Here is a 15,078-nt window from a genome sequence, read left to right as displayed (position 1 = left end):
AAGGGGCAAATTAATAGTTTTGAATTCATTGCCTTTTTTAATCCTGCAGTTATAATTACTTTTGCTCAAATTATTCAAAAATCGCACCAAAGAATGGCTACAGCATCAAAATACATCGCTCAGGAAGTTGAAGATAAATGGTATAAATACTGGATGGAAAATGGCTATTTTCATTCAGAAGTTGATGAAAGAGAGCCGTATACGATCGTGATTCCGCCGCCAAACGTAACGGGTGTACTGCACATGGGGCATATGCTCAATAATACCATTCAGGATGTTTTAATTAGACGAGCCAGGTTAAAGGGATATAATGCCTGCTGGGTGCCGGGAACAGACCATGCTTCTATTGCTACGGAAGCGAAAGTGGTAGCGAAGTTGAAGAGTGAAGGTATTGATAAGAACAGCCTTAGCCGGGAGGAATTTCTGGAACACGCATGGGAGTGGACGCATAAGCACGGCGGAATTATCCTTGAACAGCTAAAAAAGCTTGGTGCTTCCTGCGATTGGGATCGTACAAAATTCACCATGGATGAAAACATGTCGGCCTCGGTAATCAAGGTGTTTGTAGATCTTTACAACAAAGGGATGATCTATCGCGGCTATCGAATGGTGAACTGGGATCCAGAGGCGAAAACTACACTTTCCGATGAAGAAGTGATCCACCAGGAGCAGCAGGGCAACTTATATTATTTGAAATATAAAATAGAGGGCAGCGATGACACTCTTACCATTGCGACCACTCGACCCGAGACTATTTTGGGTGATACTGCGGTTTGTATAAACCCGAATGATGAAAGATTTTCCCATTTAAAAGGAAAAAAAGCCATAGTTCCCTTGAATGGGCGGGTGATCCCAATTATTGAAGATGAATATGTAGATGTGGAATTTGGTACCGGATGTTTAAAAGTGACTCCGGCGCACGATGAAAACGACAAGATGCTGGGCGATAAGCACAATCTTGATGTGATTGACATCTTTAACGACGATGCGACCTTAAATTCTTTCGGAATGCACTATGAAGGAATGGACAGGTTCAAAGCCCGCAAGGAAATTGTGAAGGAGCTGGAATCCAAAGGAATTCTGGAGAAAACTGAAACCCATATAAATAAAGTAGGAACCAGCGAAAGAACCGGGGCGGTGATTGAGCCAAAGTTGAGTGACCAATGGTTCCTGAAGATGAAGGATCTTGCCCAGCCGGCACTAGATGCTGTACTCGAGAAAGAAGTTAATCTTGTACCCGATAAATTTTTAAATACTTACCGTCACTGGATGGAAAATGTGCGCGACTGGAACATTTCTCGTCAGCTCATTTGGGGTCAGCAAATTCCTGCCTATTATTACGGGGAAGGGAAAGATGATTTTGTCGTTGCAGAGTCTAAAGAAGATGCGCTTCAAAAAGCCAGAGAAAAATCTGGAAATTTGGCATTAAGTGAGGATTCTCTTATCCAGGATAAAGATGCGTTAGATACGTGGTTCTCTTCATGGCTATGGCCAATGAGCGTATTTAACGGGATTCTTGAACCCGACAATGAAGAGATCAAATATTATTATCCAACCAATGATCTTGTAACTGCTCCTGAAATCCTGTTCTTCTGGGTGGCGAGAATGATCATTGCAGGTTACGAATATCGCGGTGAAAAGCCATTTTCGAATGTTTATCTCACCGGAATCGTTCGGGATAAGCAGCGTCGCAAAATGTCTAAATCCCTCGGAAACTCACCCGATCCTCTTAAATTGATCGCCACTTACGGGGCAGATGGCGTTCGGGTAGGAATGCTTTTAAGTTCTCCTGCCGGAAACGACCTCATGTTTGATGAAGACTTATGTAAGCAGGGAAGTGGATTTGTAAATAAAATATGGAACTCTTTTCAATTGTTGAAGAGTTGGGAAATTTCTGAAGAAGCAGAACAAACTGAGGCTTCAAAAATGGCAGTTTCTTGGTATAAATCAAAATTTCAAAAGTCATTAGCCGAGATTGAAGACCATTATAAAAAGTACAGGATTAGTGATGCTCTTATGGCGACTTACAAACTGGTTTGGGATGATTACTGCTCAGGGTTCCTTGAGATGGTAAAACCTGCTTATGGAAGTCCTATAGACGCTACAACTTATAATGCTGTTGTTGAAATACTGGAAGATAACCTGAAAATATTACATCCTTTCGTTCCTTTCATTTCTGAAGAGATTTGGCAGGAACTAAAAGAACGTTCAAAAGAGGAAGCTTTGATCGTCGCCTCCTGGCCCGAAGCAAAAGCGGTAGATGATGCCCTCATTGAAGAATTTGCAGTAGCTTCTGAAGTTATTTCGGGGATAAGAACCATACGGAAGGAGAAGAACATTGCCTTTAAGGACCAAATTGAACTGCAGGTGTTGAACAATGAAAAATTTTCAGAAGCATTTAATCCTGTTATAGAGAAAATGGGAAATATCTCTACACTTTCATATGTGGATCAACAAATACAGGGTGCGTTATCCTTTAGGGTAAAGTCAAATGAATATTTTATTCCGGTTTCCGGAGCTATAGATGTGGAAGCTGAAAAGGCAAAGTTACAGGAAGAACTTGATTATAATCGTGGTTTCTTGAATTCTGTTGAAAAGAAGCTTTCTAATGAGCGCTTCGTAAATAATGCGCCGGCGAAGGTGGTGGAAATCGAACAGCAAAAGAAAAGAGACGCCGAAGCTAAGATTCAAGCCATTCTTGCCAGTATGAATTCACTGGGCTTGTAAAAAAAATCAAAAGTGTTGAAAAATGCTATTTTGAGATCTTCAGAATAGCATTTTTTATGGAGTCTGGTGAAATGTAGTAAATATGAACTAGGAATGAATATATTTCTCAACCATTTCAATATACTTCAACCTGGCTTCATTGGGGCTCATCCCTTTAACCTGGAGCAAAGCATTTAACTTAAAAGCACTGCGCACATCGGCCTCTCCAGAAGGAGTGTAGATCCCGCTCTCTTCTGTTGCCTGTTTATAATATGCGTAGAACTGCAACATAATATCTGGAGGGAAATTTTGGCTGGTAGTGCTGGCTTTAAGATAGGCTTGCTGGAAAGCCTCTTCAATATTTCGAGTTTTGGAAGACATTTTAAGAACTGTTAAGATTTACTGGCTAAGACTGTAACGCCTCCTTTGACTTTGTCGTTGAGATTCACATTTATTTTCGTGCCCAAAGGAAGGTATACATCCACTCTCGAGCCAAATTTAATAAACCCACTGTCACTTCCTTGAGAAACTTCGGTGCCTACTTCGGCATAATTAACGATTCTTTTTGCCAATGCTCCGGCGATTTGCCTGTATAGAATTTCCCCGGTGACTTTATTTTCAACCACAACTGTAGTTCTTTCGTTTTCCTCGCTGGCTTTTGGATGCCAGGCGACGAGGTATTTTCCTGGGTGATATTTGCTGTAGTTGACCTTTCCGCTTACAGGATGCCTTGTAACATGAACATTTATAGGGGACATGAAAACAGAGATCATCATTTTCTTTTCCTTAAAATACTCTTTTTCAAAAACTTCCTCGATGACTACTACTTTTCCGTCGACAGGTGCAATGATGTGAGCATCGTTTTCTTCGGTATTACGTTTTGGGTTACGAAAAAACTGAACGATAAGAAAAAAAAGTATAATGGTGCCAATGAGGATCACAAGATTGATCCATTCGGTGAAAATAAATGCCTGTGCCGCAAGGTTCACGACAATTAGCAGGATCATGGCCGCGGCCATTATTTTGTAACCTTCTTTATGAAACATAGGTTAAAAGATATAAGTAAGCGTAAACAAAGGGGCTTGAAAATATAATACTATCCAGCCTGTCAAATAAACCGCCGTGTCCCGGCATTAGTCGGCCGCTGTCTTTTACACCCGCCTGGCGCTTAAATTTTGATTGTATAAGATCTCCTAAAGTGCCAAAAATACTCAAAATTATTCCCATTCCCAGCCAAATAGGTGCCGTTAACAAACCGGTAATGAGGAAAACCGCATAACTGCCGAAAGCAGCGAATACTACTCCTCCTAAAAAGCCTTCTACAGTCTTGTTTGGAGAGATGCGTTCAAAAAGTTTTCTTCTTCCAAAGTTCTTACCTACAATATATGCAAAAGTATCATTAGTCCAAATGAGAGCAAAAATACCTATTACAAGTTCTGGCGTAAAATCCCCTGTATAGCTTGGAATAAGTGTAAGGAAAATAAGAGAAGCAATGAGATAGAAGATAATGATTACATACTTTTTCTTTTCAAAAAGCGGTATCTTATGAACTATAACAAGATCCTTGACCAGAAAGAGATTTACGAAGATGGTTGTGAGCAGTAGCGCGATTGTTCCATATGGGCTTAATCTCGCATAGCTAAAGATATAGAAGAGGGCAATCAATAAAAAGTATCCGAGATAACTTTTTAGCCTAAGGAGCCTTTGTAGTTCTCTTAAACAAATGAAACCAAAGAGAAGGAATAGAGTTGTGAAAGCAAACTCCGATGAAAAAATCGAGACTACGAGTATAGAAACGTACATAATACCCGATAATCCCCTTATAATGTTTTCCTTCATGCTATAAATCTTCCAAAAGTAGCAAATATAGGTTTTTTGTGCTACTTCCGTAACTCATGAAGTCCCCTTCCTTGTTGTTTTCGAAATTTTTTATTGTCGTAATATTGGAAGGAATGCGGTCGCGATTCTTAAATTTTATCCCTCTAAGTCCTTCGCCAATAGCATCTACGAGCTGACTTGTGGATGCGAGAATCACAAAATTGTAAGGTAACTCCCGAAGTTTCTTTTCCTTGATTTGATTTGAAGAAATTAGAATAGAACCATCGTTAGCAATTAAATATTCACAGGTGGACAGAAAAAAAGCAGATTCTCCCGAATTGGTAAATTCCAAATTATATTCTGAAAATTTATCTTTTAAACCTGGATCGAAACAACAAGATTTCTTTTCATACCAATCATTTTCCAACATAATGTTGTCGAAAACTTCCATAACTTCCTCATTACTCTCACAATAAAGAAATTTACCCCCGTTGTTTTTGAAATTGAGCATAAATCGCTCATCTGTGGGCAACTTTACATCTGGCATATACTTGCTACGGTCAGAATTTTCTGAGGTGTCCTGACCTTTGTCTGATTTAGATTTAGGATTTAAAAAATTTCTAAATAGACTCATATGAGTGTTTAAGTATTACGACATGTAGCATTTAAACCAAAGGTAAAAAATCTTAACTTATATTTCATTAAATTAAGATTTTTTACCTGTGGTAGTACTATTTTTCTTCGGAAGGCCTGCCAGTAGTAGCTTCTTGAGGTTCTGTGCCTTCAGAAAGCGCTTTTTCGGTGACGGTTTCTTCGCGTACCGGAACCTCTTTTCTTGGAGTGCTTCCGTTCATAATTTCTTCCCTGCTTTTATAAGGTCTTTTTCCAAAGATCTCTTCCAGATTATCCTTAAAAATAACCTCTTTATCGAGGAGAATTTCCGCAAGCTGGGTAAGTTTGTCTTTATTTTCCTCTAGCAACTTAATAGCGCGTTGATATTGAGTTTCAATTAAATTGGAGATTTCCTTATCAATTAATTCTGCAGTTTTTTCGCTATATGGTTTGGTGAAGTTGTATTCACTTTGTCCTGAGGAATCGTGATAGGTTAAGTTCCCAACCTGGTCGTTCAACCCATAAATAGTTACCATAGCTTTCGCTTGTTTGGTTACCTTTTCAAGGTCACTAAGCGCCCCTGTAGAAATCTTATTGAAAATCACCTTTTCGGCTGCCCGTCCACCCATGGCGGCGCACATTTCGTCCAGCATTTGCTCAGGGCGTACAATAAGTCTTTCTTCCGGGAGATACCAGGCAGCTCCAAGTGACTGTCCTCGTGGTACAATGGTTACTTTTACCAGTGGTGCAGCATGCTCCAGCATCCAACTCACAGTAGCGTGACCGGCTTCGTGAAAAGCAATGGCTTGTTTTTCTTCAGGAGTGATAATTTTATTTTTCTTTTCTAGACCACCCACAATACGATCAACTGCATCCAGAAAATCCTGTTTTCCAACGGCCTGTTTTCCTTTTCTGGCGGCGATTAAGGCAGCTTCGTTACACACGTTGGCAATATCTGCTCCAGAGAATCCCGGAGTTTGCTTTGCCATAAAATCTGTATCCAGCTCGTCTGCCACTTTTTTGAGAGGACGTAAATGAACGTCAAAAATCTCTTTTCTTTCTCTTACATCCGGAAGGTCAACATAAATTTGTCTGTCGAACCGTCCTGCTCTCATAAGGGCTTTATCCAGTACATCGGCTCGGTTTGTCGCAGCGATCACAATGACATTGGTATTTGTACCAAAACCATCCATTTCGGTAAGAAGCTGGTTTAGGGTATTCTCCCGTTCATCGTTAGATCCTGAGAAGTTACTTTTTCCGCGGGCACGTCCAATGGCGTCAATCTCATCAATAAATATAATAGACGGAGATTTTTCTTTCGCCTGTTTAAACAGGTCACGAACCCTTGAGGCACCAACTCCTACGAACATTTCTACAAAGTCTGAACCTGATAGCGAGAAGAAAGGTACTTTTGCTTCACCTGCAACGGCCTTGGCTAATAATGTTTTACCGGTTCCCGGAGGTCCTACAAGAAGTGCACCTTTAGGAATTTTACCACCCAGAGAAGTATATTTTTCAGGATTCTTAAGGAAATCCACGATTTCCTGCACCTCTTCCTTAGCTCCCTCGAGTCCTGCAACGTCTTTAAAAGAGGTTTTTACATCGGTATTCTGGTCAAACAGCTTGGCTTTAGACTTTCCAATGTTAAAGATTTGTCCGCCTGCACCACCACCGGCTCCGCCACTCATTCTTCTCATTATAAAGATCCAAATACCTATAATAAGGATGAAGGGTAGTAGGGTCAATAAAACATCACTCCAAACGTTTTCATGCGTTTCGTAAAGAACAGGAGTTTCTATGTTGCTCTCTACTTTTACTTCTTCAATGGCATCTTCCAGGTTTTGTAGATCTCCAAATTCAAATGTATAATCTGGTGCATCTTCAGAAGGGAAAAGTCCTTCTCCTGTAGTGCTTTGATGAATTTCCTTTTGCTTTGCTTCTTCGGTAAGGAAAACCCGGGCCTGATTTCTATTTACAATTAAAACCCTTTCAACATCTCCGTTTTCAAGAAAGGAAAGAAATTGTTGAGGATTGGTTTTTTCCGGTTCACTGAACCCGCTTCCGCTAAAGAAGTTTATTCCCAGGAATATCAGGATGATAGCTGCATAGATCCAGTAGGCACTGAATTTTGGCTTCTTTGGGTCCATGTTTTTTTTAGGTTGCTCTTTGGCCATTCTTTGTTACTTAAATGTCTTAATAATTTGTTTCTATAGACGTAGTTTTGGCATCTCCCCACAAACTCTCAATATCATAAAACTCTCGTATATGTTTCTGGAAAACGTGTACAACTACGTTGACGTAATCCATTAGTACCCACTCGGCATTGTCAGATCCTTCAATATGCCAGGGTTTGTCTTTTAATGATTTGCTGACGGATTTTTGAATGGAATTTACTATGGCGTTTACCTGCGTATTTGAAGTACCATTGCAGATAATAAAATAATCACAAACGGTATTTTCTATTTCCCGTAGATCCAGAATATCGATATCATTTCCTTTTACTTCCTCGATTCCCTTGATTATATGTGCAATAAGTATGTCGTTGTTCTTTTCTTTTTTTGCCATTAAATTTATTTCTTTGCGCAAAGTTATTACTTTTTGCTCTTTTTAAGACCAGGTTTTCATAACATTTAACGCCTGCATTATCTCTAATTTCTCTATGCATCATATCAAAGTTAATGCCATCGATTCCACTAATTCTTTTGCGCGTGAAATGTTTAAAGAAAAGCCTTCAATTGCTGCCACTTGTATAACAGCAAAAGAGCAATTGAAAGGCAGGGGGCAACGTGGAACTACCTGGAGTACGAAACCCGGGCAGAATCTCACTTTCAGCATTATATGGCCTAAACCAGCGGTTTTCCTGGCCAATCAGTTCCAAATAAGCGCAGTGGTTTCAACAGCCATAGTGGAGGGTTTGGAGAAGATGAATGTGCCCCGTTTGAAAGTGAAATGGCCTAACGACATTATGGCAGCCAACTTAAAAATTGCGGGGATTCTTATAGAAAATGTGATTACAGAAGGTAATATATCTGCTTCCATAATTGGAGTGGGGCTTAATGTGAACCAGACAGATTTCAAGCATCTTTCTACCGCCGCATCAATGAAACTAGTAACCGGTCGACATTTTGATCTGGATGAAGTGCAGGACAGTCTGTTGCCTTATTTGGAAAATGCCCTGCAAAATATGAAGGATGTCAGGTCAGAAATTATTCTGAAAAGATATCAAGAACGTTTGTTCCGAATAAACATTCCATCTACTTTTCAATTGCCAGATCTCACCCTTTTCACGGGAATCATAGCAGGGGTTTCCCAAAATGGAAAACTCCTGGTAAGACGTGAGGATGACGTCCTGCAGGAGTTTGACCTAAAGGAGATTAAGCTGTGTTTCTAGCTTAAACTTTTGCAAGATTTTCTGAAAGGTTCCCTATAAACTTTTTTAAAGGTCCCTTTACCATCATTGACATCATGGCATTAAATTTTCCATGGAAGAAGAGCTGTGCCTCACTTTGGTTTTCGCCGGCCTTTTCAATAACAACATCCAGGGAAAAATTAAATTTGTCTGAAGTTGACCCTAAGACTATTAATTCGGGTTCACGGGTGTCCTGTATTTGCAGTTCAATTTCTGGCATTCCTTTTAAGGCGAAAGCAAAGGTGTCATTTGACTTTACTTCAAATTTTTCTTTGCTCTCGGGCATGATCTGTTCGTAGTTTTCAACATTTGTCAGGTAATTATATAATTCCTGCTGACTCTTATCTACGGTTACTTTTTGACTTTCTAATTCCATAGTTTTTATTTTTTCCAGTTGGCGGGATCTTTTCTCCATTCTTTTAGGATCACAGCCTCACTTTCGTTGATGTAATTTGTTTTTTGAGCTACTTCAAGAAGATAATGATAATTGCTTAGCGTATGTAGCTCAACATTTGCCTCTTTAAAGTTTTTTTCCGCAGTGTCAAATCCATAAGAGAAGATGCCTAGCATACCTTTTACGTTTCCGTTTGCTTCTTTAATAGCTTTGACGGCGTTAAGGCTGCTTTTCCCAGTACTAATGAGATCCTCAATCACTACAACCGTCTGTCCCTCCTCCAGGTTTCCCTCAATTTGGTTTTGCCTGCCATGGGATTTAGCTTCAGGTCGAACGTAGATGAACGGTCTTCCAAGATATTCTGCAACCAGCATTCCAATACCAATAGCACCGGTAGCCACTGCTGCTATAACGTCTACGCGACCGTAGAGTTCTTCCACTTGCTTCGCCATATTTTCCCTAACGAAGTTTCGAATGGGCGGGTAGGAGAGCACAATTCTATTATCGCAGTAAATTGGAGATTTCCATCCGCTGGCCCATGTAAAACTTTCTTGTGCATCAAGTTTTATTGCTTTAATTTGCAACAATAACTCAGCAGTCTTTCTTGCTGTTTCTTTGTCTAAAATCATACTGCAAATGTATAAAGTTTTTGTAAATGATATTCCAATAATTCTTTCTACGGAAGAAGATATGGGTGAAAAATACACCTCTTTATCTCTAAAAGAAGCCAATTTTACTACCATCATCAAGAACATTAATAAAGGAAAACTGCTTTACGTAAACCTGTATCACAAAAAGGAAGAGAAGCTTATAAAGCACCTTTTGAAGAAATTACCCGTGGTTACAGCGGCAGGAGGATTGGTTTATAATGAGAAGGGGGAAATGCTGTTCATTCACAGAAATGGCCGGTGGGATCTTCCTAAAGGCAAGGTGGAAAAAAAGGAAAGTCTGGAAGATGGAGCCATACGGGAAGTAGAAGAGGAGACGGGCGTAAAAGACCTTAAAATAAGCGATTTCTTGCTTAAAACCTATCACATTTTCCAGCGCGGAGGAAAATACAAATTAAAGGTTACCCACTGGTATGAAATGAGAACTAATTATACCGGCCCGCTGGTGCCTGAAGAAAGCGAAGGCATTAAAAAAGCTAAATGGAAGAACGAAAAAAAGGCCATAAAGGCATTAGAGAAATCCTACGCTAATATAAAACTTCTTTTCCCTGCAGAAATGTTATCTGGCTACGCGAAAGACAGGGTATCTTAAATGTGCTTTTTCGTAATGGCTTGATCTTTTGTGGAGCCAGTCGAGTTGTGCATACCAGCTGGCGGCAAATTCAGGATCATTTTCCTTCTTTTTCAGGAATTCGTCCTCCAGTTCAGGATAATCTTCAAGAAGTTCTTCGGCTACGTCCTCAAAAACGTAGGGTGAGAAACCTTCTTTCTGCTGAAGAATGGTATCAAAGAAGTTCCAGTTAAAAAATGAATCTACAGCCTCGGGTTCCAGCGTTTCTAAAAGATATCGTACCGCAGGCTGATCCAAAGGCACGTAAAAATCCCCTTTTTGGATAGTCACTCTGGCAGTGCTTTTTTCAACTTCAGTGTCGTAGTGAAGGTAATGTCCTTCGTAAGCTGAACCTCGGGTTTTGTAATCACTTATGTGATAAACTTCTACTTCGGCCACACTATCTTTTTCAAATGCCTGCATTTCAACATGGTTCATTTCCAGTAGATCCAGCACCGGCCACCAACCCTGCGGAATAATATATCCCTTCGGAATTTCCACCTGCTTTGTTGGCTTAAAGTTGTTGTAGTAGGTGACTTCCTTTGTAAAAGGCTGTGTGGTGTCATATTCCAATCGCTGAAATCCGGTGACTACACTGGTTGCCTGTCTGCCTTCATAACCTTTGAATTCAATGGTAGATGGCTTAATGCTATCGGCAACAAAATTAAAGTCGTAGGTTTCCTGATTTCGGAACTTCCTGTTGGCCTGCGCCCTCAACTTTTTGATAAGTTTTGTGTCTTCATCTGTAAGGTCAATCATGGAACGCATTAGTTCATATGTGCCCCAAACTCGCTTGTCGTATGGTTTCAGCATATGAGTTTCCACCATCATTCCCAAGGTGTTCCAGAGCGTCGTATAGCCGGTTGAGTATCTTGGATAATCCATAAACTGCGTAAATCCAGTTTCAGGGACGTCGTTGAAGACATTAACATAAGGGGTGATGTCCCGTTCTTTTCGCTCCAGAGCTTTTTCGAGTCCCGGCATCATATCCACATTGAGATATTCACCTAATTTCCCTCCAAGTTTATTGTGCTGCGTGAACAGGTGCGTAAGCGTGTATTGATAATCAGCGCCGTTGCTTACATGGTTGTCAATAAAAACATCAGGTTGCAGTCTGTGGAAAATCTCGTAAAAAGTTCGGGTGTTTTTTGTGTCGGCTTTTACAAAATCCCGGTTAAGATCGTAATTGCGGGCATTGCCTCTAAATCCGTAGCTTTCAGGGCCATTTTGGTTCGTTCTTGTGGTAGAATTCCGGTTTAAAGCACCGCCTACATTGTAAACAGGAATTGTCGCGATTACCGTATTTTTTGGCACCGGAATGGAATCCTGCGCCAAATCCCGAAACAACATCATCGTTGCATCTACTCCATCGCTTTCCCCGGGATGAATCCCGTTATTGATGAGGAGGATGCTGTGATCTTCCCGCAATTCCTCAAGATAAAAATTTCCGTCGGCGCTAAAAAGTGCCAGGTGTAGAGGTTTTCCGCTGTCAGTTTCGCCCATTTCCTTAATGCTTACGCTTGGGTAAACAGCAGCAAGATTGCTGTAATATTCAATTACCTCCTCGTAAGTCGCAGTTTGTTTCCCTTCAGATTTTTCAAAAACCGTGGTAAAATCATAATCGGTTTTAAGGATGTAATTGGAGAAATCACAGGAGGCAGCGAAAATTACGAGTAATGCAAGGAGAAAAAATCTCTTCATCGGGGACATTTTGTTTAGGTTGTAAACTTAGCCAAAAACTCTAAAAACAGCCAAATTATTGATCTTAATTGGGAATTTCACTTCCTGTTAAAGGAAGGCTAATCTTTTTCAGAATCTTTTTTAAAGTGAAATTTAAAGGTAATTTTGAGACGGTGCATATAAATTGAAGTAAGCTTCTTATCATGCTGCGAAATAAAGACACATCAAACTACCAACCTCGAAATTCAAAAAAATTGCAGAAAAAACTCTTATTATTAGCATTTCTTTTTCTAATAGGGAATATATATGGGCAACAAATTGAAGGTGTTGTTCGAAATGCTTCTTCAGGCGAACCTGTACCCAATGTAGCCATCAAGATTCTGGATGCTTCCGGGGGAACGGTAACTTCCGAAAATGGTTATTTCCTGCTCGAGGTACAACGACTTCCGGCAAGGATACAAATGTCCAAACTTGGTTTTGAAAGAAATGAAGTCACCATTCAAGATTCAGGAGAACAGCAGGTTTTTTACCTCATTCCGCAGCCCGAATCTCTTTCCGAAGTCGTGTTAAGAAGTACTATTATTCCAAATGAACTACGAGAAACGCCGGCGGCCGTGAGTATTATTTCAGAACAGGATCTGCAGCGTTTTGACGAGACAAATCTGGTGCAGGCGATAAGTACCGCGCCGGGGGTGTATGTTCACCAGGGAGCTTTGAATACAAACAAGATCAACATCCGCGGAATTGGCGCGAGATCGCAGTACAGCTCCAACAGGATCAAAGCATATTTTGAAGAAATTCCCATTTCCACGGCGGAAGGCGAAACCACTTTAGATGATATTGACCAGTCAATGGTGGAGCGTATAGAGATCATAAAAGGACCCACTTCCAGCGTATATGGCGCCGGATTAGGCGGTGTTCTTAATTTATACGCCGCCGAAGCAGATGAACCGGGAACAACAGTTTCTGAAAAAGCTACTTTTGGCAGCTTTGGGTTATTCAAAAATAGCATTATAGCGAAACATTCCGATGAATCTACAAATTTCGTCCTGGCACAAAATCACCTGGAAAGTGAAAGTTTTAGGGATAACAGCGACTACGAGCGGGATTCCTTTAGTCTCCACGGGAAAATAGATACCAAAAATGGGAGTTATTTATCGCTTTTGGCTCAATACACCAGTCTTATGGCCTATATTCCAAGTTCTCTGAACAGGGAAACCCTCGAAAATGATCCTACTTCCGCAGCTTTTACATGGGATGCAGCAAAAGGGTATGAATCTTACGATAAAGGCCTTTTTGGAGTGTCTTATCGACATCTTTTTTCCGGAGATTTCTACAACACCACGAGTATTTACATGAATTTTCGGGATGCATATGAGCCAAGGCCTTTCGATATCCTTAAAGAAGAGCAGGTGGCAACAGGAGCCCGTACAAAATTCAACCTGAAAAGTACCTTTTTGACACTTGAGTCGGAGTGGTCTTTGGGAGGTGAGTATTATCGCGAATTGTACGACACATCTACTTTTGAGAATTTGTATGAAGAATTTCCTGACCGCGGAAGTGTCCCAGGAAACAGCCTTAGCAATAATTCACAGGACCGCAGCTACTACAATATCTTTGCGCAATGGAATCTTTCACTTTCTGAGTCGTTTTCTCTGGAAGCAGGAATCAATTTTAATTCTACGCGCTATGAACTTACAGATCTTTTTAATCGAGATATGGTTGATCAATCGGGAGAATTTGAATTTGAGAGCATCTGGTCGCCGCGATTAGGGCTTGTTTATGAGATTGCTGAAGGAAAAAGTATTTACGGCTCCATAAGCCACGGTTTTTCTACACCTACGGTTGCCGAAACCCTCACTCCTGAGGGTTTGATCAATACCGAACTAGAACCTGAAACAGGGGTGAATTATGAACTTGGATTCAAAGGAAACTGGCTGAACAATCGCCTTTATTCTGAAGTTGCGGTTTATTCAATACAAATCAGTAATTTGCTTATTGCCGAAAGAGTGGCCGAGGATCAATACATTGGCCGGAATGCAGGAGAAACAAATCATAACGGAATTGAATTTCTGCTGAATTACAATTTTAATTTACTTTCAGGGATCGAGCTAAGTCCTTATGTGAATGGTTCCCTAAACTTTTATGAGTTCGATGAATTTGTGGATGATGGAATTAATTATTCCGGGAATGATCTTCCGGGAGTTCCTAAAAGGAGCATTACCGCCGGATTCGATCTGGCTTCGAGCGCCGGACTCAACTTCTATGCTGTTTTTCAGCATGAAGGGGAAATGCCGTTAAACGATGCTAACTCAGAATTTAATGACAGTTACAATTTGCTGCACTTAAAATCTTCTTATGATTTTGCACTTTTCGATTTATTTGAAGCGGAATTATTTGCGGGTGTAAATAACCTTTTTGACACTCAATATGCTGCGAGTATTATCCCGAATGCTGTTGGGTTTGGAGGTACCGCGCCCAGGTATTTCTATCCCGGGAATCCGCGCAATTATTTTGGTGGAGTGAAGTTGAAATATCTGTTCTGAAGAAGAACCAGAACTTAGAAAAGACTGGACATCTAAAAATGGCAAATTTGATTTACTTTTTGACTGCGTTAGGCACCATAAAGCTATAATCTCCGCCATTTCTTATCACATCACGCACAATGCTGGAAGAAATATGACTTTTTCCGGAAGAATTGAGTAAAAATACACTTTCCACTCCTGAAAGTTTGAAATTTGTCTGTGCAATGGCCTTTTCATAATCAAGATCGGTTCCGTTGCGCAGGCCTCGCAGAAGAAATGGAGCCTCCTGTTCTTTGCAAAAATCAACTGTGAGTCCGTTATAGGTCATCACCTGTATTTGCGGCTCATCTTTAAAACTTTCATTTAAAAACCGCACCCGCTCTTCCAGGGAGAACATGTATTTCTTTTCCGAATTAATTCCAATTGCCAGGATAATTTCATCAAACAATGGCAAGGCTCGTTCAATAATATCTACGTGTCCCAAAGTTATCGGGTCAAAAGACCCCGGAAAAACGGCTTTTTTCATGCACTAGCTTTTGTTGTGTTCAAACAAATATAGGGAATTGTTGAGGCTTAGTGGGTGCGATGACTTTGGAACAAGATTTCTTTAAACAGCTATAAACCGTCATTCTGAATTTATTTCAGAATCTTACTAA

The 15,078-nt window shown here is 40.4% G+C and carries 14 protein-coding genes; 4 read left to right on the top strand and 10 right to left on the bottom strand.

The genetic code is table 11. The features are described 5' to 3' along the window. Positions 1 to 93 precede the first annotated feature (93 nt). Complete coding sequence (locus ACOV1Q_RS13875) at positions 94 to 2,727, top strand: valine--tRNA ligase (protein ID WP_424495004.1); 2,634 nt, start codon at positions 94 to 96, stop codon at positions 2,725 to 2,727. Between the two features lie 87 nt (positions 2,728 to 2,814). Here ACOV1Q_RS13875 and ACOV1Q_RS13870 read toward each other — a convergent pair whose 3' ends face one another. The 6 genes from ACOV1Q_RS13870 to rsfS form a co-directional block, all read right to left on the bottom strand. Next, a complete protein-coding gene (locus ACOV1Q_RS13870; RefSeq protein ID WP_424495003.1) occupies positions 2,815 to 3,087 on the bottom strand; it encodes an acyl-CoA-binding protein in 273 nt (90 codons plus the stop codon). A gap of 11 nt (positions 3,088 to 3,098) precedes the next feature. Continuing rightward, positions 3,099 to 3,752 (bottom strand): phosphatidylserine decarboxylase family protein, encoded by a 654-nt coding sequence (locus tag ACOV1Q_RS13865; protein ID WP_424495002.1) that lies wholly within the window; start codon positions 3,750 to 3,752, stop codon positions 3,099 to 3,101. After that, on the bottom strand, positions 3,742 to 4,545 hold the full coding sequence (locus ACOV1Q_RS13860) for a phosphatidate cytidylyltransferase (RefSeq protein ID WP_424495001.1): 804 nt from the start codon (positions 4,543 to 4,545) through the stop codon (positions 3,742 to 3,744). Before ACOV1Q_RS13860 ends, ACOV1Q_RS13865 begins: the two co-directional genes overlap by 11 nt. A 1-nt stretch (position 4,546) precedes the next feature. Next, the gene (locus ACOV1Q_RS13855) at positions 4,547 to 5,158 is read right to left on the bottom strand and encodes an LUD domain-containing protein (protein WP_424495000.1); all 612 of its coding nucleotides are present in this window, start codon (positions 5,156 to 5,158) and stop codon (positions 4,547 to 4,549) included. A 97-nt stretch (positions 5,159 to 5,255) separates the two neighbouring features. Beyond that, on the bottom strand, positions 5,256 to 7,310 hold the full coding sequence (gene ftsH / locus ACOV1Q_RS13850) for an ATP-dependent zinc metalloprotease FtsH (protein WP_424494999.1): 2,055 nt from the start codon (positions 7,308 to 7,310) through the stop codon (positions 5,256 to 5,258). A 19-nt stretch (positions 7,311 to 7,329) separates the two neighbouring features. After that, positions 7,330 to 7,701, bottom strand: coding sequence for a ribosome silencing factor (rsfS, locus tag ACOV1Q_RS13845; RefSeq protein ID WP_424494998.1), 372 nt, complete (start codon positions 7,699 to 7,701; stop codon positions 7,330 to 7,332). 94 nt (positions 7,702 to 7,795) lie between these two features. Between rsfS and ACOV1Q_RS13840 the strand changes: the two genes are divergently transcribed. After that, complete coding sequence (locus tag ACOV1Q_RS13840; RefSeq protein ID WP_424494997.1) at positions 7,796 to 8,527, top strand: biotin--[acetyl-CoA-carboxylase] ligase; 732 nt, start codon at positions 7,796 to 7,798, stop codon at positions 8,525 to 8,527. Between the two features lies 1 nt (position 8,528). On the opposite strand, the gene ACOV1Q_RS13835 is transcribed toward ACOV1Q_RS13840, so the two are convergent. Together ACOV1Q_RS13835 and pyrE are read right to left on the bottom strand one after the other, a co-directional pair. After that, positions 8,529 to 8,921 carry an SRPBCC family protein gene (locus ACOV1Q_RS13835; protein WP_424494996.1) on the bottom strand — a complete coding sequence of 131 codons (393 nt, stop codon included), beginning with the start codon at positions 8,919 to 8,921 and terminating at the stop codon, positions 8,529 to 8,531. Positions 8,922 to 8,926: 5 nt separating this feature from the next. After that, positions 8,927 to 9,568, bottom strand: a complete 642-nt coding sequence (pyrE, locus tag ACOV1Q_RS13830) for an orotate phosphoribosyltransferase (RefSeq protein ID WP_424494995.1) — start codon at positions 9,566 to 9,568, stop codon at positions 8,927 to 8,929. Between the two features lie 7 nt (positions 9,569 to 9,575). Between pyrE and ACOV1Q_RS13825 the strand changes: the two genes are divergently transcribed. Further along, complete coding sequence (locus tag ACOV1Q_RS13825; protein ID WP_424494994.1) at positions 9,576 to 10,199, top strand: NUDIX hydrolase; 624 nt, start codon at positions 9,576 to 9,578, stop codon at positions 10,197 to 10,199. Here the strand turns inward: ACOV1Q_RS13825 and ACOV1Q_RS13820 are convergent. After that, entirely contained in the window at positions 10,167 to 11,918 is a 1,752-nt protein-coding gene (locus ACOV1Q_RS13820) for a M14 family metallopeptidase (RefSeq protein ID WP_424494993.1), read from the bottom strand. The two genes, ACOV1Q_RS13825 and ACOV1Q_RS13820, sit on opposite strands and share 33 nt — an antisense overlap. A gap of 233 nt (positions 11,919 to 12,151) precedes the next feature. Between ACOV1Q_RS13820 and ACOV1Q_RS13815 the strand changes: the two genes are divergently transcribed. Further along, positions 12,152 to 14,443 carry a TonB-dependent receptor domain-containing protein gene (locus ACOV1Q_RS13815; RefSeq protein WP_424494992.1) on the top strand — a complete coding sequence of 764 codons (2,292 nt, stop codon included), beginning with the start codon at positions 12,152 to 12,154 and terminating at the stop codon, positions 14,441 to 14,443. A 52-nt stretch (positions 14,444 to 14,495) separates the two neighbouring features. Here the strand turns inward: ACOV1Q_RS13815 and coaD are convergent, their stop codons facing one another. Continuing rightward, positions 14,496 to 14,948, bottom strand: a complete 453-nt coding sequence (coaD, locus tag ACOV1Q_RS13810) for a pantetheine-phosphate adenylyltransferase (RefSeq protein ID WP_424494991.1) — start codon at positions 14,946 to 14,948, stop codon at positions 14,496 to 14,498. Between the last annotated feature and the right edge of the window lie 130 nt (positions 14,949 to 15,078).

This window comes from Salinimicrobium maris (assembly GCF_049680855.1).
Classification (GTDB): Bacteria; Bacteroidota; Bacteroidia; order Flavobacteriales; family Flavobacteriaceae; genus Salinimicrobium.
The sequence above is the reverse complement of the archived record's forward strand: the minus strand, read 5'-3'. Positions and strand labels throughout refer to the sequence as shown.